Source organism: Flavobacterium selenitireducens, assembly GCF_014748335.1.
Lineage (GTDB): Bacteria > Bacteroidota > Bacteroidia > Flavobacteriales > Flavobacteriaceae > Flavobacterium > Flavobacterium selenitireducens.
In genome coordinates, this window is the sequence record NZ_JAAVIY010000002.1 from 493,277 (window position 1) to 511,605 (window position 18,329).

Here is an 18,329-nt window from a genome sequence, read left to right on the forward strand (position 1 = left end):
CAAAAACAACTTTTTCATAACAGAATGAAGAAAAAAGAAATCAGGATCTTATTGGTCGATGACGAACCGGATATCCTTGAAATTGTGGGGTATAACCTTTCTCAGGAAGGCTACCAAATATCAACGGCAGAAAATGGCAAGGACGCCATCGCCAAAGCAAAAAAAGAACAGCCGCATCTTATCATAATGGATGTGATGATGCCCGAAATGGACGGCATGGAGGCTACCGAAGCCATCCGCAAAATTCCCGAACTCAGCAATGTTATCATAACGTTCCTTACCGCCCGCAGCGAGGATTATTCGCAGGTTGCCGGTTTCGATGCCGGTGCAGACGATTACATCACAAAGCCTATCAAGCCAAAATTGCTTGTGTCCAAAGTTAAAGCGTTGCTGCGCAGGCTCAAAGACGAGGGTAAAAACGCCGAAACGCTTAACGTCGGAGGAATCGAGATCAACCGCGAGGAATATAAAATCATCAAGGAAGGCGTCGAAATCATCCTGCCGAGAAAAGAATTTGAACTGTTTTACCTTTTGGCATCGAAGCCGGGCAAAGTGTTCAAAAGAGAAGAAATCCTCGACAAGGTCTGGGGCAACGAGGTTATCGTTGGCGGTCGTACAATTGATGTTCATATCCGGAAGCTGCGCGAAAAGATCGGGGAAGAATTGTTCAAAACCATTAAAGGCGTCGGCTATAAGATTGAAGTATAAATGTCGATACAGTTTAAGAAATCCTATCGGTTTGCCGTAAAATCATCGCTTTACATCACGCTTTTTTCCACCGGATTGATGGGCGGGATTCTATGGCTGACCGATATTTCCAACTGGTTGATTGTGGTTTATTTTGCGCTCGCAGTGGGCGCATTTTCATTTTTCGTGCTCCAGTATCGCGTCGAACGCTTTATTTACAGACGCGTCAAAAAGATATACGACGACGTTTCGTTTCTAGAATCGAGCTCGTTCCAGGGTCAACACGTCACGACTGACATGGCCACGTTGACGCGCGAAGTCAAGAAGTTTGCTACAGACAAAAAAGTCGAAATCGAAATGCTCCGGATGCGCGAAGATTACCGACGCGAGTTCCTCGGCAACGTTTCCCACGAATTAAAAACGCCGTTGTTTACGGTCCAGGGCTATCTTTCAACATTGCTCGACGGGGCGCTCAACGACAAAAACGTCCGAAAAAAATACCTCGAAAGGGCCGAAAAAGGTGTGGAGCGCCTGATCTACATCGTCAACGACCTCGACATGATCGCCAAGCTTGAAATGGGCGATCTCAACCTCGACATTGCGGAATTCGACGTCGTGAAGCTGGTGCAGAATGTCTTCGATCTGCTCGAAATCGAATCGACCAAAAAAGACATCTTACTCTCGTTCGACCAGCGCTACAACAAACCGATCAAGGTTTTGGGCGACCCTGAAAAAATTGAGCAGGTCGTCATCAACCTCGTTATGAATTCCATCAAATACGGCAAAGACCAAGGTTCTACCGAAGTTTCCATTGAAGAATTGACCGAGGATAAAGTAGTCGTCCGCATCAACGACAATGGAGAAGGTATCGAAAAACAGTACATACCGCGACTTTTCGAACGCTTCTTCCGCGTCGACAAAAGCGGTTCGCGAGACGCCGGCGGTTCAGGTCTTGGCTTGTCGATCGTAAAGCATCTGATCGAGGCTCACGACGAGAAAATCTTCGTCAAAAGCGAGTTCGGCAAAGGTTCCGAATTCTCATTCACTCTCAAAAAGGCAAAATAAATTCTTCCAGTGAATGGATGTTTCCGTCTGCGGCAAGCCTTGGTACAAATCGACTTCCAATAAATTTTCGATTCGGAATTCGTCTTGTTTTGCAAATGGAACCAGGCCGTCTTTTTTGAGTTTTTTCGCAAGGTATTCCTGCTCGTATTGACCGGGCGTCGGAATAAAAAAACACTTTTTGTTGAGCTGCGCCAAATCCATTACCGTCGTGTAACCCGATCGGCACAGCACCATTTCGCTTTCGTTTATCGCGTTTTCAAGTTCAGATGACGTCATGAAATTGTAATAGGTAACGTTGGCGCACTGTTCCGTTTTTTGCTCGGCTTCGATTTTTCCTTTTACGAAAAGTACTTTTTTACCAAATAATTTTACTTCATTCTTGAGTCGGTTTTCGAGTAGGGTGCGTTGCGGCTCAGGTCCGGAAAGCAAGACCATGAGATCGTTTTTTTTCGGAAGTTCCTTTTTCTGCAAGCGGCTCAGCGGCCCGATGTAGCGCAAATCGAATTCGGGTTTTTTGAGGTGCCCGAGCTTACCCGTCAAATTGGGTTTGTCCTCAAAATCGGGAACCCAGCATTCGGTGTATTTTTTTATGATTTGTCGGTGCAATTTTCCCGTGATCCAACTCGTGTTTCCCGTTAGCACGTTGAGTTGGTGCGTGATAAATACCGACGGCACTTTTTTGGATATCACGCCGAGGCGGTTGTCTGAAATGATGCCCTGCAGATGGTGTTCGCGCACCCATCGCTTTACGATTTTTTTCTCGTCGGAGATTGCGTCGAGCATGCGCGGCAGTCCTTTGATCATCTTCCATTTGAAATCTTCCCCGTCTTTCGGATATTCGATTTTGTACGACGGAAGCTCGAGTGCTTTGAGTTCGGGAAACTCTTTTTTGAGGATTTCCAATGCGACGCCGTCTGAAGCGATGATAGGTGTGTACCCGTTTTCCGACAAGGCTCTGATGATCGGGATGCAGCGTGTGGCGTGGCCCAATCCCCAGTTTAGCGGTGCGACGAGGATGTTGCGTTTTTTCTTGTCGGGCATAGTTGGGTTTTGCGCGCAATTTAAGGAGATTGTTTCCTTTTTGTGTTTGGGGAGGTTTGTTAAAGTGTTAAGGGACTGTTGCGGCGTCGCTTTTTTTGCTGCGCTTGCTGCTTTTCTCGCTGCGCTCGCTGCTTTTCTCGCTGCGCTCGCTGCTTTTCTCGCTGTGCTCGCGGGAGTCTTCGCCTGCCGGCGGGGCCTTCTTTTTCCTCGCAGAAAACCGAGGCACGAGGTTCATAGAAACCTTAAAAAACAATAAATATCAATGAGATAAAAGAAGCAAAAATGCGGGAGCGGCAAACCGCTCGGCGACCTGACAGCTCCTTGCATCGGAAATGAAAAGAACTCGCCGACAAACAATCAGGTTATGGCGCTTTTTGTGACGGCTCAAACAGCTTTTCATTTCTTCGATGCGTCGGAACGTCAGGTGCCCGCCTGCGCGGTTGAACGCCGCGACAAAGCGGAATTTGTTCATTGTTTATCCTCCGCTGCGCTGCGGATAAAGGGGTTTCGGAGGGAACTTTTTAGGTGTGTCTTTGACGGGAATATCGGATACAAAGAAAATTTGTGTTCTAAAAAGACGTGAGAATTAATACAGATTATATGGCGAAAAAGTTCGGGAAGCCGAATTGAAGAGGCCTAGCTCCACAATTTACAACTTTCTTACTTTGCTTAAACCTTCAAATATTCGAAATATATGAAAAGGCAAGCTCAATATTTGGAGTCATTCTGGCGTTAAGTGATTTGGAGTCATTCGGAAGCTCAAAATAAGCCTGTTAAAAGCCTTCGGTACGGTCAAATCGAGCTGGTTTTGGTCGACAAACTTCTTGTTTATAAGCTTCAGACCAATGTCAGCATCCTCTTTTCAAAAATCATAACATGAAAAAATTTTTCGCTTTAGTTCTTTGTGTCATTTCGCTCCATGTTCAAGCGCAGGACAAATTGGTGTTTAACTCGAAATTTGTCCAGAGTGAAGACAAATGGATAGCTTTTAAAGCCGATTCGCTTGGTTCACATACGTTCGGATTTATATATATCGATGCCGATGCGGGTTTGACCTTCGATTACGCAGGTTCGTTTACGGTTCAACCAGATGGACGATTCCTGCTTAAGAATAAATCGACTGAAAGTTCAGTAAAACATAGATTGCAACCGAGCAATCTCCCGGTTGCGATCATTCCTGAATCGCATTTCGGCGAATTGGAAATTCTTAAATATCCGGAATGGTTAAAGCATTACAAAGATGGGGAAGGCACACCGGAACGGTTATATAAGTGGGGCTATATGTATAATAGCTGGGGCGAATGTGCCAAAGCGCTGGAATTTCTCGAAAAAGCGAATTCGATAAATCCTGATTTCAAAGGGTTGAGAGTAGAACTTGGGTTTTCCTACAATTGTCTGAAACAGTTCACGAAAGCCATCGACGTGCTGAAAATAGCAGCACAGCGCGATACGAAAGATGCTTACGTACACAAAGAATTACTCTACTCCCAGATCCACAACAATCAAATCGATGATGCGGTGGCGACTTACGAAAAAGTCATGGCAACCGTCCCTGACAAAACGTATAATGCAGAAAACGCGATCAATATTTTGGGGGGCTACTTTCGCCAAGGTAAATTGAAAGAATTTGACGATTGGGTCAAAAAGACAAAAATTGATCGTGACCCAAAATTCGGGCAGTACGTTCAACCGATGAGACAGGAACTAACTAAAAACTAAAAGTGGCGCTTTGAATAAAATGAGTTTTTGTTCCCGATTACCGATGGACATTTAACGGCGTACATATTTCGGGCGCAGCGCAGCAAGCCCGCAAATCAAATAAATACTTCCGCTTAATTGCGGCGTAAGCGCGCAGGCGGGCACCTGACGCCTCGAAGCGTGGAAGAAGTGAAAAGTTGTTTGAGCCTGAACAGCGGTCCAACAATCGCAAAAAGCCGAGGGCGAGTTTTTTTTATTTCCGACTCAAGAGGCTGTCAGGTCGGCGAGCGGTCCCGCCGCATCCGCATTTTTGCTACTTTTATCTCATTGATATTTATTGTTTGTTAAGGTTTCGATGAACCTCGTGCCTCGGTTTCTGGGAGGAAAAAGTAAGCCCCGCCGGCAGGCTACCCGCGGTAGCGAACTTCTGAAGCGAAGGTGTCGAAAACAAGTACGGCAAAACTCATTCGGGCTAAAAAAATCCCCTATCACACCATTAGCCCGGATGCCGGCAACTAGCCTTTTGCAGAAAAAGCCCTCCTTTTCCCGGCTCAAAACAGCGCCCGCAGCAGCTCGTTTTGCGCCATGGAAAAACCGGCTTATTCAAAAAAGCTAGTGCCAGACAGCCGGAGAAAGCTTCAAAAAACAAAATAAAAGAAAAAGAACTACTTTTGCACGCCTTTAAACTCCACCTCATGGGAAGCAAAAACAAACTCAAGCGATTCAAAGAAAACGAAACTTTCGCCAACGTCATCCAGCCATTGCGCGATGAGGTGCTTTCCGATACCTTTCCGCTTAAAGGAAAATGGAACTCCGATTTCTTCAAAAACGAAAATCCCATCGTGCTCGAACTCGGTTGCGGTAAAGGCGAATATTCCGTGGCATTGGGCGAGAAGTATCCGGAAAAAAACTTCATAGGCATCGACATCAAGGGCGCGAGGTTTTGGAGAGGAGCAAAAACAGCGGTAGAAAAAGGCATTTCCAACGTTGCCTTTCTTCGGACGCAAATCGAGTTGATCGACAAGTTATTCGCAACAGCCGAAGTCTCCGAAATATGGATCACGTTCCCCGATCCTCAAATCAAATACAAGCGCACCAAGCACCGCATGACCAACATGGAATTTTTGGCGCGATACAAGAAAATCCTAAAAGCCGACGGTATCGTCCACCTCAAAACCGATTCGGAATTCATGCACGGCTATACTTTGGGGCTTTTGCACGGGCAAGGCCACGAGGTGCTTTACGCCAACCACAACATCTACCGCAACGAAGGCGCGCCAGAAGAAGTCACTGGAATCCAGACCTTTTACGAACAATTTTATTTGGAACAGGACAAACCGATTACGTATATTAGGTTCAAAATAAAGTAAAATGCAGTACGCGCTGTCGCTGTTCATGGGGCTGTTTGCCTCGATCATCGGGATCATGCCGCCCGGCTTGCTCAATATGACAGCGGTGAAGATCAATCGCAACGAAGGCAATACGAGAGCGTTCGTTTTTGCTATTGGAGCGGCGATCGTGTTGGCGGCTCAAAGTTTCCTGGCGGTCGTTTTTGCCAAATTCCTCGACAAGCATCCTGAAATTATCGTGATGTTACGCGAGGCCGGCCTGGTCATCTTTTCAGGCTTGACGATCTATTTTTTGTTCGTCGCAAAATCATCCCGTCCCAAGAAGAAAATCGTCAAGTTCAAAAGCAAAAGAAGCCGTTTCTTTTGGGGAATGCTGCTGTCGAGCCTCAATTTCCTGACCATCCCGTTTTATGTTTTCCTGAGCCTGACGTTGGCGTCCTACCAAATTTTCAGTTTCGAGACACCATATGTGATCGCGTTCGTGGCCGGAATCCTTTTCGGAACCATGACCGGGTTGTACTTTTTCGTTACGTTTTTTGAACGGATGGAACACCGCACGACCTTTATAATACGCAACATGAACTACATCATTGGTAGCGTCACCGGCATCATTTCGCTGATCACGCTGCTCAACCTGGTTCGCTATTATTGGTAAATGGAGCAGAATTTTTTTCAAAAGGTCTACGAGGTCGCGCGCCAGATTCCCTACGGAAAAGTCACGTCTTACGGCGCCATCGCAAGGGCGATAGGATCCGCTCGCTCGGCGCGAATGGTCGGTTGGGCGATGAACAATTGTCCCGATGACGTTCCGGCCCACCGCGTCCTGAACCGCGCAGGCGTTTTGACCGGCAAGATGCATTTCGACGGGACGAACCTGATGCAACAACTGTTGGAAAGCGAAGGAATCGAAGTCTCGGGCAATCAGGTCGTCGATTTTAAAAAACACTTCTGGCAACCGCCGATCCAGTAGATTTGCGATTGGGCGTTGCCTGCGGCCGGGCTTTCCGCACTCGCTTTTGCCTCGCCAAACCTCAAAGGTTGAAAAAAACCTTTGAGGTTCCCGCTCGCAAAGAGCTCACACAATCGCTCCAATCCCTAACGCGGCCGCGGTCGCCCAAACACCGTATTTGTAAACAAAAGAATTTTCCGAACTTGCGATCGTCCCAGTTCAAAGGCCGGATATTTTCCATAAATTGGCATCTCACAAAAAAGCCCGCCGTTTCCAAGCCAAAAACGGTTATCCGGGAAACCAGACAAGCAACGTCCAACCAACTGTAACCTGATGCAAACCAAACCGCTACCCGAACTTACGAACGAAGAACTGGCAAAGGAAGCCAAAAAGCGCAAAAACAACTACCTGATGGCCTGCGTCATGATCGGTTCCATTTTTGGGATTGCAATTTATGCGACCGTGACGAATGGTTTTGGGATCCTCACGTTTCTTCCCGTCTTCTTTATCCCAATGTTTCGGCCTGCGACAAAAAGCTACAAAGAGGCAAAAGCGGAAATTGAATCGCGTCAGAAAAAAATCCAACCTTAAACTTCAAACCACCAAACAAACCACAAATTCCGTCTTTCCGTCTCTTGGCGCGTAATTCAGATAACCGCCATGCGCCTCGACAATGTTCTTTGAAAGCGTCAGGCCAATGCCGGCCCCGTCTTTCCGCGTGGTAAAGAACGGCAGGAAGATCTTGTCGCGAATCTCGTTTTCGATTCCCTTTCCGGTGTCCGAAATTCCGATAAAAACCCTATTCGGTTCGGTCCAGGATTCGATATGAATCTTTTTTTCCGTTTTCTCCTTCAGCGCCAGGATGCTGTTCGTGATCAGGTTGATGAACACCTGCTCGACCTGTTGGGCGTCCAATTCAATAGCCGATATTAAATTCACATTGTTCTCGATCGCGATTTCTTCCTGTTTTAGGATCGGAACCATTATTTTCACGCAGTTCCCGATCAAGTCGTTGAGGTTCGTCGGTTTTTTGGCAGGCGTCGGAAGCATCGTCAGTTTGCGGTAATTCTCCACGAAAAACGTCAGGTGGTTGCTTCGGTTCACAATCGTCGAAAGCCCGTCGCGGATATCCTGCAAATCATCGGCATCGGGAGTTTCCTGTTGCACGATTTCGTTCAGGCTCTGCGAAAGCGACTGAATAGGTGTCAGGGAATTCATCAGTTCATGCGAAATGACGTTCATCAGGTTTACCCATGCCTGTTTCTCCTTTCGCTCGACGACTTTTTGTATCGAATCGAGCAAAACTACATAATACAGTTCATCAAATGACTGAGTGCAAGAGGTTTGGATAGAAAACGTTTGCAGCTCGCCTTCATCGATACGAATCTCGGCCGACGATTTCATTTCGGCAAAACCGCCTTGCTCAAAAATTGCGGCAAGCGACGGGATTTTTTCGCGCAAACGCTGCCAGTTGCGCAACTTCGGGACGCCGAAAAGCCGCGAGAAATAGTCGTTCATCAAAAATACAGCCCAATCTCCTTCAGATTTTTTAAGGATCAGGATAGCAGAATCGACATTGTCGAGAAGCGAGGCAAAAACCAGGTCGCGGGACGATAATTCATATTGCTTCTTTTTGGCGCTTTGGTAAAGTTGGTAAAGGTTCGTGTAGGTTCCCGTCCGGAAACTTTCGGGCAAACCCGCAGAGAAATCCTCGTGCAGGATCGACAGGATTGTTTTGTCGTAGATCAACGCCCTGTTTTTCGTGTAGAAAAAGAGTTCGGTTATGCAAATCACGCAAACGCAAACAGCCAGCAGCGCGCTGTACGGCATTTTCCCGAATACGAGAAATGAGCCGAGCCCGAGCAGCGCGATGATCAGGAAAATGCGCAGGAACAATGCGGTGTGGAACTTCATATCACTTCGAGCCTAAGTTGTACTTTTCCATGCGACGGTACAATGCCGGGCGTGAAAGCCCGAGTTCATCGGCGGTTTTAGAAATATTGCCCGAGTGTTTGGCAAGCGCTTTTTCTATCGTCTGGCGCTCCAAATCTGAAATTGGCCTGTTTTCATCGAGGCTCACTTCAGGTTGGTAATCGAAAATGTCGAGGTCGGAAACCGAAATCACGCCCGAATCGCTTAAGATCACCGCGCGTTCGATCTTGTTTTCCATCTCGCGTATGTTTCCCGGCCACGGATAGCGCTCGAGCCATTCGAGATTTTCGCTGTCGAAAGCCAGGTTGTGAAGGTTGTATTTTTCAGATTTTTCGGCGAGCAGGAATTCGGCCAAAGCTAAAATGTCCGATTGTCGTTCGCGCAATGGCGGAAGCGTGATTTCCATGGTGTTGATCCGATAAAACAAATCCTCCCGGAAATTTTTGTGCCGGACCTCTTCCGCAATATTCACGTTCGTGGCCGAAATGATCCTCACATCGAGCGGACGCGGTTTGCTTTCCCCAAGCCGGATCACCGATTTCGTCTGTAAGACAGATAGCAACTTCGCCTGGAGATGCAGCGGCACATTGCCGATTTCGTCGAGGAATATCGTGCCGCCCTGAGCCGTTTCGAAGCGCCCGGCCGTGTCCGATTTGGCATCGGTGAACGCCCCTTTTGCATAACCGAACAATTCGCTTTCAAAAAGATTGTCGCTGAGCGAGCCGAGGTCGACGTGCACGAACGGTTGCTCCTTTCGAAGGGAGTGACGGTGGATGTATTCCGCCATCACGTATTTACCGGTTCCGTTTTCGCCCAAAAGCAACACGTTGGCGTCGGTTTTGGCAACCTTATCGGCTACGGCATACACTTGTTTTATCTTGGCCGACGTGCCGATAAAGTAGGATTTGTCACCCGAAAACGCAATCGGTTTTTTCTGTCGGCGCCTGCTCTCGGCCACCGCTTTTTCGACGACATCGAGCAATTTTGTGTTTTCCCAAGGCTTCATCATATAATCGAACGCCCCGATTTTAATGCCTTCGACGGCGGTTTCTATCTTTCCGAACGCGGTCATCAGGATTACGCACGTATTCGGATACAAATTCGATATTTCGCGCAACCAGTGGATGCCCTCGCGACCGTCTTCAAAGCCGATGCGATAGTTCATGTCGAGCAGCACGACATCGGGTTTGTGTTCGGCCAAAAGCTGGTAGAGCGTTTTGGGATTACTTGTCGTCAGGATCGTTTCGAAATGCTTTTTGAGCGCCATTTTCGCGGCGAAAAGTATTTCTTCCTGATCGTCTACGACCAAAATCGTGGCTAGTTTTTTCCTCATGTGCGTTTGCTGTCCGAAAGTGTACGGTCACTGTCCGAAATCGGACACCTCAATTATTCGGTAACTTTTTAACTAATTGTAAAACAGCGACTTGACGATTTGTTTTTCGTTGGCACGATTATGCCAAATGGTTATGCGTAAAACAAAAAGTCATGGACACCGTCATCATTCGTAAAAGTAAAAAATTAAAGGTTGCAACCATTGCGGGCGTTGTGATTTCGGCTTTTTTACTCATGGCATATTTCTCGTTTTCCAAGAAACGTTCGCTAAATGTAGTGGCCTCCGAAATTATGATCAAAACGGCATCCCAGGAACAGTTCGAGGATTTTATAACGTTCGAAGCACGCGTCGAGCCGTTGCATTCGATGTTCGTCAACATCGTCGAAGGCGGATCGGTTCAGGAGATTTTTGCCGAAAACGGAACGCATGTAGAGAAAGGCCAGGCGCTTGCCAAAATGTACAACCCGAATTCCGAATTGGGATATATGACGCAGGAGACCGCCATCATCGAGCAAATGAACAACCTCAATGTCGGGAAGCTGAACATACGCAACCAGGAACTTGGGCTTATTAAGGATCTGTCCGGTATCGAACACGATTACAACGACGCAAGACGGCTTTATGAACTCAATAAAAAGTTGTTCGAAAAAGACGTGATCTCGCGCAACGACTGGAATTCGTTCGAAGAAAATTTCCGCTACCAAACCGAACGCCGCAATCAGATAAAAGAAAGCGTGAACCGCGAAAAGAGCAGCAACCGCATCCAGGTCGCCCAAATCGACCGCTCGATCGCCACGATGGAGAAAAGCCTTGAGATCCTGCGGCAAAACAAAAAGAACTTCCTGATCACCGCAACGCAATCGGGTACGTTGACTTCGTTTGAGCCGATCATCGGGAAAACGTACCAAGCGGGCGAAAGCATCGGAAAAATCGATTTGCGCCAAGGCTATAAACTCGTCGCGGACGTAGACGAATTCTATCTCGAAAAGGTCGCCGTCGGCCAAAAGGGAAATATCGAAATCAAAGGGCAAACCGTCGAAGTAACGGTGATCAAGGTGCTTCCGGAGGTGAAAGGCGGGCGGTTCCAGGTCGAACTTGCATTCGCGAAAGACGCCAATCTGACGCTTCAACAAGGCGTTACGTTTGGCGTGCGGCTCATCTTGTCCGGAAAGGAAAAACAAATAGTCGTACCGAAAGGGCAATTCTTCCAGGAAACGGCCGGCAAATGGATATTCGTTGTGAACGGCGCGAAAGCAGAACGACGGGAAATCAGGCTCGGACGCGAAAACCCGGAGTATTACGAGGTAATTTCGGGCCTGAAACCGGGCGAAAAAGTGGTCGTTTCATCTTATGTCGATTACAAAGATGTAGACGAACTGCGGTTGAGTCAATAATGAATAATTTAAGTCCGGCGACTCCGATTATAGCGATTTCATCAATCATCATATCATCAATTTCGCCCTAATCAGGCGGTTCGCGAGGCGGAGCATAATCAACTTCGTCTCGCCACGATCCAGGGTTTCAATCACATCAATCAATCAAAATCAATCTTTAAATCAAAAAAAATGAAACATCTTATCACCACAGCGCTTTTACTGGTTTCGGCAGTGATGGCCGCGCAGCACTTGAAGGTTTCGGGCACTCATTTCGGCCAGGGCGTCGATAGCAAAAAGTGGAGCAACACAACCAGCCAGGAAAAAACATCGGCGACATTCAAGTCGTTTACGGGAGAAACGTACGTGGCTTTCGTATCCGATAAGGATCTCGATCTCAAATTGGATTATGAGCTCCGACTTTCAGAAGGTGAAGCCGATGTCGTATTTTCGGGCAACGGAACAGAAGACCATCTTGCCAAGCTTCACGTCGACAACGATGGCAAAGGCAAGGCGCAGCGCTCAAAAACCGTCCATCTCAAAGCCGGAGTCGAATATCGTTTGGTATTCAGAGGCGAAAGGTCAAAAGGTATATTTGTGTGCAACTGGAGCGAATCATCAACAATCGGCAATGAATAAGCAATAGTGATTGGACGGATATCCATCACCAATTATCAAAAAACATCGACGAACTATTAATTATTCATTATCAATTTTTAATCAAAAGAAAATGATCACCATCAATAACCTCTCAAAAGTTTTCCGCACGGAAGACGTCCAGACCACCGCACTCAACGGCATCAGTTTAACGATCAACCAAGGCGATTTCCTGTCGATAATGGGGCCGTCGGGTTGCGGAAAATCAACGTTGCTCAACATCATCGGATTGCTCGACAGCCCGAGCGGCGGCAGTTACTTGTTGCTCGATAAGGAAATGGTCGGGCTTAAGGAAAAGGATAGGGCCGAAGTCCGCAAGCACAATATCGGATTCATCTTCCAAAATTTCAATCTCATAGACGAACTCTCCGTGTTTGACAACATCGAATTGCCGCTTATTTACAATAAAGTTCCGGCTTCCGAGAGAAAAAACAAAGTCGCGCAAATCGCAGAAAAACTCGGAATCGCCCACCGTTTGAAGCATTATCCGCAGCAGTTGTCCGGAGGCCAGCAGCAACGTGTGGCCGTGGCGCGTGCGTTGGTCAACGATCCGAAAATCATTCTTGCCGATGAACCGACAGGAAACCTAGATTCCAAAAACGGTAACGAAGTCATGGAACTCCTGACCGATTTACACGCAAAAGGAGCCACGATATTGATGGTGACGCACAGCGATTACGATGCTTCGTTTTCCCAACGCACGATTCACATGAAAGACGGTGTGGTGTTTTCAGAAAAGCACAACCAGCGCAACGTCGATGTATTTATGGACGCAAAAATCTGAGCCATGCACAAGATCATCTTCAAATTCGCCACCGTGGTCACCACTGCGATCGTCAGCCATACGACAAGCCCGAAACTCGAATGCCCGAGAATTCTTAAACCTGAAATCAGGGTAGAAAAAGTAAAAGCGAACGATTTCGCTCCCGAAGTAAAACTCGTGTCCAACAAAAAAACCGCATTGTCATGATCAGGAACTGGATCAAGGTTTTTATCTATCACCTCAGGCAGAACAAATTGTTCTCATTCCTGAACACGTTGGGACTGGCGATCGGGATCAGCGGCATCATCTTCGCGGTTTTGTACTGGAACGACGAGCAATCCTATAACGACTGGAATCCCGAAAAAGACAGGGTTTTCCAGGTAATCAACGATGTCGGAGGCGATGTGAGCTGGCCGTATTCGTCTGAGCCTACGGGGCGTTATCTCTTAGCTTCAAGTGCTGACATTTCGGGTTATTGCTATACCGAAACCGGCTATCACAAAGACGTAGTGCGTTTTCAGGACAAGAAGGTGCTCGTCGAGAAAATCTTTGAAAGCCAACAGCAATTCTTTGACTATTTTCCGTTTGAATTCGTGGAAGGCAACGCGTCTTCTGCATTGGCCGACGAAAGCAGCATCGCCATCGGTGAGGCGACGGCACATAAGATTTTCGGAGGCGAGAAAGCGCTCGGCAAACAAGTTTTCATATCCAAAAAACCGTATATCGTAAGGGGAGTTTACCGGGTTCCGGGAAAATCGTCGATGGCACCTGAAATCATCACGCGCAAGATCGACCAGTTTTTGAGAGACAACAAAGACCAATGGGGAAATTTCAACTTCAACCTCATGCTCAAGCTCAAAGATCCGTCCGACAAGCAAAAAGTCGAACGGCAACTCGAGAAAATTTACCTTGAAAACCGAACCGCCAAGTATGCCAAAGAAGCAGGGCTTTCGCTTGCCGAATTCGTAAAGAAACACGGTCAGACCAAAGTGACGCTGGAGCCGCTTTCGAGCACAAGGCTGCATTCGTCGGTAGACGGTTATCCGGAAGGTAAAGGCAACTACAAATTCCTGCTGATCATGTCGGCTTTGTCTGTGCTGATCCTGTTGTTGTCGATCGTGAATTACGTGAACCTGGCCACGGCGAGCGCCATCAAACGCGCCAAGGAAGTTGGTGTCCGCAGGATTATCGGCGCAAGCAAGTCGAACATCGTCTGGCAATTTTTATGCGAAACGGTCGTCACCACGATTTTTTCCATATTGCTTGCGTTAGCCATAGTCGAGCTCGCGCTGCCGTATTACAACGAATTCCTCGACAAAGACCTGATCATGAACGGCAGCCAGTTTTTTGCCAAACTGATCGTGATTTTCCTTGCCGTGATCTTGGTTGCGGGAATCTTCCCGGCTGTCTACGTATCGAATTTCGAAACGCTGAAAGTGCTCAAAGGCAACTTCGGGCGCAGCAAAAGCGGTGTCTGGCTGCGCAACGGAATGTTGGTCCTGCAATTCGCGATCGCGACGTTTTTCGTCATCGGATCCCACATCGTCTACGAGCAGGTCGAATTTATGAGTACGAAAGACCTCGGGTTCAAAGGCAATCAGGTCGTCGACATCGTTTATCGCAACGACTACGATTGGCGCGAGCCGGATTACCAGAAAAAACTGCTGAACCGTTACCGCGTAATGAAACAGGAATTGCTCAAGATTCCCGGCGTCACGGCCGTCACGGGTGGTGCGTTTTCGTTCGGTAACGACGCCAATTCCTCGTCCGGGTTCAATTACAAGGAAACCCAAATGGTCCAGGCCAAGAACATGGCTGCCGATTTTGAATTCCTCGACATGATGAACATCAAGATCGCCCAAGGCCGCAAACTGTCGCCTGAATTTGCGTCCGATACGATCAATTCCGTACTCATAAACGAAACGGCTTTGCGTCAGATGCAGGAGAAGGCACCGCTCGGCAAAAAATTCAAGTGGAACAACCACGAGTTTACGATAGTGGGCGTCGTCAAGGATTTTCACATCGCCGGCCCGCAACAGGAAATTCCTGCGATGATCTTTTTCCACTACAAAACCGTCGACTGGATGATCAACAACACGAACCACGTCATGGTCAAGCTCGATCCTGCCCAAGCCGGGGAGGCACTCGAAAAAATCGAGAAATTCTGGGTAAAGAACGTCGACAACGAATTCCCGTTTACGTATGATTTCGTCGACAAGAATTTTGAGCGCACTTACAAAGCTTTCGTAAACCAGCGCAATTTGTTCCAGTTGCTGAACGCCGTTGTGATCGTGATCGCCCTTTTCGGATTGTTCGCCCTGGCGTCGTTCTCGATTGAAAGGCGCATGAAGGAAATTGCCATCAGGAAAACGTTGGGAGCCGAGACGAGTTCGCTGCTCAGGGAACTGTCGAAGCAATATTTGGTGTTCTGCATCGCAGGGTTCGCCATCGCGTTTTTCCCTACGCGCCTCATCCTTTCGAAATGGCTTGAAGATTTCGCCTATAGGATCGAGATCGCGACGATGCCTTTCCTTATCGGATTCCTGGTCCTGGTTACCCTTACCATAGCGGTTGTAGTCGCAAAAGCATACAAAGCCACGCGAATCGATGTTTTGCAATATCTCAAATACGAATGATATGAAAGTACTTTTTACAGCATTACTGATTTTGGCCGTTTCGGTCGGATTCGGTCAGAAAAAAATCAAATCGATAGACGCCACGGTCGCCGCGGTAGACATACGCGAAGGCGCGAAATTTCGCAAAAACGCCTGGCGGATTTCGCCTGAGGTCACGCCGGACGTGTTTACGACCTCAAGCGACAAAGTGACGTTTTATACCGACAGGGATTCGATCACGGTGAAAGTCGATCGGAAAAAGCCAATCGATTTCATCATCAAATTCGACGGCAAGGATGCCTTGACCCGAATCGCCTACGAGCCGAGCTTTCTCGACAAATTGAGAGCGGCAAAAACGTACGACCTTAAAGAGAAAGCGCAATTGCCCAAGTTTTCTTACCAATCGAAGGACGACGCTTATCTCGTCACGTTGCGAAACAAGTTCAAGCTCGATTCGATAGCCGGAGAAGGGAACCAGACTTCGCGAATCCTGAACCTGATGCACTGGATGCACAACACCGTGCGCCACGACGGCTCGAGTCCGAATCCCGAATCGCGCAATGCAAACGACCTGATCGCGATTTGTAAAAACGAAAACCGTGGCGTGAACTGCCGCATGATGGCCATCGCCCTCAACGAGTGTTACCTGGCACTCGGAATCAAGTCGAAATTCGTTACGTGTATGCCGAAAGAGGAAAATTTCGACGATTGCCACGTGATCAACATGGTCTTCAATACCGATTTGAACCGCTGGATCTGGGTCGACCCGACGTTCGCCGCTTATGTGATGGACGAAAAAGGGGAGCTCCTCGGGATAGCCGAAGTTCGCGAACGCCTCATTTCCGGGAAAACGCTGATCCTGAATCCCGATGCGAATTGGAACCGGGAAGAATCGCAAACTGCCGATTATTACTTACAGACGTACATGGCCAAAAACCTGTATCGCATCCAGGTTCCGGTAAGCAGCCAAGCCGATTTCGAGACGTGGAAAGACGGTCAGCAAGCACAATATGTGGAATTGCTTCCGCTTGACGGAATTTGGCAAACGAAGGCAAAAACCGTCTACCAACGCGACGAACCCAAAATGGAATTCGTGTATTATCAGACAAACAATCCGGACGCTTTTTGGGCAAAGCCGGAATAGCGATTACATTTTTTAGTTTTATCTGTTTAGGCGGTGGGATTGTCCTGCCGCTTTTCTATTTTTGGGCAAATCGAAAAGTATGCGATTCGAAATTCCCTTCGACCCGGAACACTATAGGCAAAAAAGCGCCGTCCTATTTGACGTATTATGGGAAAAGGGACGTAAAGCCCGCATCAAGTTAGGAATAGCCAGCGTCGTACTTGGGGCGTTTGGTTCCTTCGCCATCATCGGGAACAGCGATTTGGGATATATTTTTGTCTGTATTTCGGCCATTCTTGGCATCGTGGTCTGGCGCAATTATTATTTTCAAAGGAGGAGCCGCAAGGAAATGGACACTATAATCGACAGGACGCTTTCAAAGCAAACGGCGGAAAAAACGATAGTGGAATTCACAGCTGATTTTTATTCGGCTGAAAATGCGGACGAACATTACAAACTCGCCTGGAAATCATTTAGGTCTTATCGCGAGATCCGGCAGACGCTCTATATTTTTGGAGACACCAGTTTGTCGTTTGCGATTTCGGAAACTGAACTTGGAACCGAAGATTATCAAAAAGTGCGATTTTTGATCAGTTCCGTCCTGCCCGACAGTTCGTTGTGGAAGACCATGTAACCTCAAACAGGCGTTGTCAGAAGCTGACGTTTCGGCACTTACCCAAACTGAAAAAGCAGCCTTTCCAGACTGCTTCGTATCATCAATGTTAAACTTTTGTTTTATGTAATTTGGTGTTAGAAACGATAACCTGCCGATAGCGAAACCACGCTGTTGCGGGTTTTGTCGTTTGAGCCGTCGTCGTTGATGTTCACGAACCCGACGTTGGCGCGGACGCTGAAAAAGATGTCGTTCTTGAGTTTGTATTCCACATCGCCTACCAACCCGATGTCGATTGGCTTGACGTCGTCCTTGATGTCGTTTTCGTTTTCGTCCCGGTCGCCAAAGACCACGCTGTCGTACTTTTGCTTTGCGCTTAACAGCACGCCGACTTGTGGACCAGCTCCAACGCTAAGGCCTCTGACTTTGGCAAAATGATACTTGACCAAAACCGGCATGTTGAGGTAGAAAAGCTCGACGCGCATATTCTCGTATCTCACCTCTCCATCCCAATATTCATCTCCGCTTTCGGCTCCTTGCATCGATAGCAAGAGCTCTGGCTGAACAGAGAAGTTTTCGTTGAAATGGTAATTCACCAAACCGCCGACGTGAAAACCGGCAAGGGCTTCGGCTTCTTCAAAATCGCCCGCAAACGTACTGAGTTGGGCACCGGCTTTTACGCCAAATTCGAACTTTTTTTCCTGGGCTTGAGCCGATAAAGCGCTCACGGCAAGTGCTGCCGCACAGATGATTAATTTTGTCATGATTGATTGATGTTGATTGATGATGGCGCAAATGTAGAACGGTCTTGTGAGGTCGCAAAACCTTGATTCTTAAACATTTCTTAAATGGTACAAAAGGCCCATTTTGATAGTTTTGGGATTTTTTTCCGAAGATTTTTTATGGGAAAACGTTGTAGTGGCGCGGTTTGTCGATTGTTGGGACATTTCGCTTTTCCGAGGGCAACATCCAATTCCTAGAAATTAGGATTGCGAGTTCCGTTCAACGGTCGGAATCTTGTTTTTTAGACTTGGAATCCGATTCTGAAATCACATTCCGACATCCTATATTAGCTTTCGGAAGCTAACTTGGGGAACAAAACGGTAATCTCCAAAATTGTGCGGTTCGGAA

At 47.6% G+C, this 18,329-nt stretch carries 19 protein-coding genes; 14 read left to right on the forward strand and 5 right to left on the reverse strand.

Annotation, left to right across the window (positions count from 1 at the left end):
• Positions 1-24 precede the first annotated feature (24 nt).
• Together HC229_RS05635 and HC229_RS05640 are read left to right on the forward strand one after the other, a co-directional pair.
• Complete coding sequence (locus HC229_RS05635) at positions 25-708, forward strand: response regulator transcription factor (protein WP_191019479.1); 684 nt, start codon at positions 25-27, stop codon at positions 706-708.
• Positions 709-1,752: a sensor histidine kinase gene (locus tag HC229_RS05640; protein ID WP_191019480.1), complete on the forward strand. Its 1,044-nt coding sequence runs from the start codon at positions 709-711 to the stop codon at positions 1,750-1,752.
• Here HC229_RS05640 and HC229_RS05645 read toward each other — a convergent pair.
• Both HC229_RS05645 and HC229_RS05650 read right to left on the reverse strand, forming a co-directional pair.
• Complete coding sequence (locus tag HC229_RS05645) at positions 1,726-2,793, reverse strand: glycosyltransferase (protein WP_191019481.1); 1,068 nt, start codon at positions 2,791-2,793, stop codon at positions 1,726-1,728. The two genes, HC229_RS05640 and HC229_RS05645, sit on opposite strands and share 27 nt — an antisense overlap.
• Positions 2,794-3,052: 259 nt before the next feature.
• Positions 3,053-3,265 (reverse strand): hypothetical protein, encoded by a 213-nt coding sequence (locus HC229_RS05650; protein WP_191019482.1) that lies wholly within the window; start codon positions 3,263-3,265, stop codon positions 3,053-3,055.
• Positions 3,266-3,669: 404 nt separating this feature from the next.
• Between HC229_RS05650 and HC229_RS05655 the strand changes: the two genes are divergently transcribed.
• The 5 genes from HC229_RS05655 to HC229_RS05675 all read left to right on the forward strand — a co-directional run bounded on the left by HC229_RS05655 (position 3,670) and on the right by HC229_RS05675 (position 7,380).
• Positions 3,670-4,512, forward strand: coding sequence for a tetratricopeptide repeat protein (locus HC229_RS05655; protein ID WP_191019483.1), 843 nt, complete (start codon positions 3,670-3,672; stop codon positions 4,510-4,512).
• Positions 4,513-5,186: 674 nt separating this feature from the next.
• Positions 5,187-5,861, forward strand: a complete 675-nt coding sequence (gene trmB / locus HC229_RS05660; protein ID WP_191019484.1) for a tRNA (guanosine(46)-N7)-methyltransferase TrmB — start codon at positions 5,187-5,189, stop codon at positions 5,859-5,861.
• A gap of 1 nt (position 5,862) precedes the next feature.
• On the forward strand, positions 5,863-6,495 hold the full coding sequence (locus HC229_RS05665; protein WP_191019485.1) for a lysine transporter LysE: 633 nt from the start codon (positions 5,863-5,865) through the stop codon (positions 6,493-6,495).
• The gene (locus tag HC229_RS05670; protein ID WP_191019486.1) at positions 6,496-6,810 is read left to right on the forward strand and encodes an MGMT family protein; all 315 of its coding nucleotides are present in this window, start codon (positions 6,496-6,498) and stop codon (positions 6,808-6,810) included. It abuts the gene before it with no gap.
• 312 nt (positions 6,811-7,122) lie between these two features.
• The gene (locus HC229_RS05675) at positions 7,123-7,380 is read left to right on the forward strand and encodes a hypothetical protein (RefSeq protein ID WP_191019487.1); all 258 of its coding nucleotides are present in this window, start codon (positions 7,123-7,125) and stop codon (positions 7,378-7,380) included.
• A gap of 3 nt (positions 7,381-7,383) precedes the next feature.
• Here HC229_RS05675 and HC229_RS05680 read toward each other — a convergent pair whose 3' ends face one another.
• Both HC229_RS05680 and HC229_RS05685 read right to left on the reverse strand, forming a co-directional pair.
• Positions 7,384-8,703, reverse strand: a complete 1,320-nt coding sequence (locus HC229_RS05680; protein ID WP_191019488.1) for a sensor histidine kinase — start codon at positions 8,701-8,703, stop codon at positions 7,384-7,386.
• Position 8,704: 1 nt separating this feature from the next.
• Positions 8,705-10,054 carry a sigma-54-dependent transcriptional regulator gene (locus HC229_RS05685; RefSeq protein ID WP_191019489.1) on the reverse strand — a complete coding sequence of 450 codons (1,350 nt, stop codon included), beginning with the start codon at positions 10,052-10,054 and terminating at the stop codon, positions 8,705-8,707.
• 152 nt (positions 10,055-10,206) lie between these two features.
• Between HC229_RS05685 and HC229_RS05690 the strand changes: the two genes are divergently transcribed.
• From HC229_RS05690 to HC229_RS05720, 7 genes are all read left to right on the forward strand, one after another.
• Complete coding sequence (locus tag HC229_RS05690) at positions 10,207-11,448, forward strand: efflux RND transporter periplasmic adaptor subunit (RefSeq protein ID WP_191019490.1); 1,242 nt, start codon at positions 10,207-10,209, stop codon at positions 11,446-11,448.
• A 171-nt stretch (positions 11,449-11,619) separates the two neighbouring features.
• Positions 11,620-12,066 carry a hypothetical protein gene (locus HC229_RS05695; RefSeq protein WP_191019491.1) on the forward strand — a complete coding sequence of 149 codons (447 nt, stop codon included), beginning with the start codon at positions 11,620-11,622 and terminating at the stop codon, positions 12,064-12,066.
• A gap of 91 nt (positions 12,067-12,157) precedes the next feature.
• The gene (locus HC229_RS05700) at positions 12,158-12,868 is read left to right on the forward strand and encodes an ABC transporter ATP-binding protein (RefSeq protein ID WP_191019492.1); all 711 of its coding nucleotides are present in this window, start codon (positions 12,158-12,160) and stop codon (positions 12,866-12,868) included.
• A 3-nt stretch (positions 12,869-12,871) separates the two neighbouring features.
• Positions 12,872-13,054, forward strand: a complete 183-nt coding sequence (locus HC229_RS05705) for a hypothetical protein (protein WP_191019493.1) — start codon at positions 12,872-12,874, stop codon at positions 13,052-13,054.
• Positions 13,051-15,483 (forward strand): ABC transporter permease, encoded by a 2,433-nt coding sequence (locus tag HC229_RS05710; RefSeq protein WP_191019494.1) that lies wholly within the window; start codon positions 13,051-13,053, stop codon positions 15,481-15,483. Before HC229_RS05705 ends, HC229_RS05710 begins: the two co-directional genes overlap by 4 nt.
• A 1-nt stretch (position 15,484) precedes the next feature.
• The gene (locus HC229_RS05715) at positions 15,485-16,606 is read left to right on the forward strand and encodes a transglutaminase domain-containing protein (protein ID WP_191019495.1); all 1,122 of its coding nucleotides are present in this window, start codon (positions 15,485-15,487) and stop codon (positions 16,604-16,606) included.
• Positions 16,607-16,685: 79 nt separating this feature from the next.
• Positions 16,686-17,219: a hypothetical protein gene (locus tag HC229_RS05720; RefSeq protein ID WP_191019496.1), complete on the forward strand. Its 534-nt coding sequence runs from the start codon at positions 16,686-16,688 to the stop codon at positions 17,217-17,219.
• A 116-nt stretch (positions 17,220-17,335) separates the two neighbouring features.
• On the opposite strand, the gene HC229_RS05725 is transcribed toward HC229_RS05720, so the two are convergent.
• Positions 17,336-17,962, reverse strand: a complete 627-nt coding sequence (locus HC229_RS05725; protein ID WP_191019497.1) for a porin family protein — start codon at positions 17,960-17,962, stop codon at positions 17,336-17,338.
• Positions 17,963-18,329 lie beyond the last annotated feature (367 nt).

Excerpts from the sequence above, each read along its gene's own strand:
- HC229_RS05635 (WP_191019479.1), top strand. The coding sequence starts at position 25 with ATGAAGAAAAAAGAAATCAGGATCTTATTGGTCGATGACGAACCGGAT.
- HC229_RS05640 (WP_191019480.1), top strand. The coding sequence starts at position 709 with ATGTCGATACAGTTTAAGAAATCCTATCGGTTTGCCGTAAAATCATCG.
- HC229_RS05645 (WP_191019481.1), bottom strand. The coding sequence starts at position 2,793 with ATGCCCGACAAGAAAAAACGCAACATCCTCGTCGCACCGCTAAACTGG.
- HC229_RS05650 (WP_191019482.1), bottom strand. The coding sequence starts at position 3,265 with ATGAACAAATTCCGCTTTGTCGCGGCGTTCAACCGCGCAGGCGGGCAC.
- HC229_RS05655 (WP_191019483.1), top strand. The coding sequence starts at position 3,670 with ATGAAAAAATTTTTCGCTTTAGTTCTTTGTGTCATTTCGCTCCATGTT.
- trmB (WP_191019484.1), top strand. The coding sequence starts at position 5,187 with ATGGGAAGCAAAAACAAACTCAAGCGATTCAAAGAAAACGAAACTTTC.
- HC229_RS05665 (WP_191019485.1), top strand. The coding sequence starts at position 5,863 with ATGCAGTACGCGCTGTCGCTGTTCATGGGGCTGTTTGCCTCGATCATC.
- HC229_RS05670 (WP_191019486.1), top strand. The coding sequence starts at position 6,496 with ATGGAGCAGAATTTTTTTCAAAAGGTCTACGAGGTCGCGCGCCAGATT.
- HC229_RS05675 (WP_191019487.1), top strand. The coding sequence starts at position 7,123 with ATGCAAACCAAACCGCTACCCGAACTTACGAACGAAGAACTGGCAAAG.
- HC229_RS05680 (WP_191019488.1), bottom strand. The coding sequence starts at position 8,703 with ATGAAGTTCCACACCGCATTGTTCCTGCGCATTTTCCTGATCATCGCG.
- HC229_RS05685 (WP_191019489.1), bottom strand. The coding sequence starts at position 10,054 with ATGAGGAAAAAACTAGCCACGATTTTGGTCGTAGACGATCAGGAAGAA.
- HC229_RS05690 (WP_191019490.1), top strand. The coding sequence starts at position 10,207 with ATGGACACCGTCATCATTCGTAAAAGTAAAAAATTAAAGGTTGCAACC.
- HC229_RS05695 (WP_191019491.1), top strand. The coding sequence starts at position 11,620 with ATGAAACATCTTATCACCACAGCGCTTTTACTGGTTTCGGCAGTGATG.
- HC229_RS05700 (WP_191019492.1), top strand. The coding sequence starts at position 12,158 with ATGATCACCATCAATAACCTCTCAAAAGTTTTCCGCACGGAAGACGTC.
- HC229_RS05705 (WP_191019493.1), top strand. The coding sequence starts at position 12,872 with ATGCACAAGATCATCTTCAAATTCGCCACCGTGGTCACCACTGCGATC.
- HC229_RS05710 (WP_191019494.1), top strand. The coding sequence starts at position 13,051 with ATGATCAGGAACTGGATCAAGGTTTTTATCTATCACCTCAGGCAGAAC.
- HC229_RS05715 (WP_191019495.1), top strand. The coding sequence starts at position 15,485 with ATGAAAGTACTTTTTACAGCATTACTGATTTTGGCCGTTTCGGTCGGA.
- HC229_RS05720 (WP_191019496.1), top strand. The coding sequence starts at position 16,686 with ATGCGATTCGAAATTCCCTTCGACCCGGAACACTATAGGCAAAAAAGC.
- HC229_RS05725 (WP_191019497.1), bottom strand. The coding sequence starts at position 17,962 with ATGACAAAATTAATCATCTGTGCGGCAGCACTTGCCGTGAGCGCTTTA.